Origin of the sequence: Liquorilactobacillus sicerae (assembly GCF_029916425.1) — a bacterium.
Taxonomy (GTDB): Bacteria; Bacillota; Bacilli; order Lactobacillales; family Lactobacillaceae; genus Liquorilactobacillus; species Liquorilactobacillus sicerae.
Genome location: NZ_JAHAVQ010000184.1, coordinates 1 through 473, shown reverse-complemented (window position 1 = coordinate 473; position 473 = coordinate 1). Strand labels below are relative to the sequence as shown.

1 protein-coding gene is annotated in these 473 nt (G+C 36.2%); it reads right to left on the bottom strand.

The genetic code is table 11. The features are described 5' to 3' along the window. A partial coding sequence (locus KH893_RS11905) for a glycoside hydrolase family 70 protein (protein ID WP_281166291.1) occupies nt 1-473 on the bottom strand: 473 nt, incomplete at both ends.

Here is a 473-nt window from a genome sequence, read left to right as displayed (position 1 = left end):
CATTTTCTACTTCTTTGCCCAGTTGATTGAAATAATAAATATTACCCTCGCCGTCTTCTAAATAAGCATCCTGCAGTTCAATTCCGTTGGGCAAAAAATAATAACGATTGTTATTGACTGTTTGAAGACCATATTTCATATATCCATCTTCGCCAAAGTAGTACCAATTTTCATTTTCGTCTTCAATAAAAGTGTTCTTTGCCTCATAACCGCTAGTCGAGTAATAATTTATTCCTTGGCTGTCTGAAATAAACCCTGTGTTTGATGGTTCGTTTAACAATTGTTTTGGTAGAAAGACATCTGCACTGTTATCCGAACCAACCTTAAAGTAGTTATTACTGGCCCAATCTTTTAAAACATAATAAGCGCCACGCCCTTGAATATTGCTGCCATTGAAGTATTTGGCCGACCATTCTTTTATTTTTTCGTTGGGGTCCATAGGAACTCCGGTTGAAATTTGATTGATTTGTAAC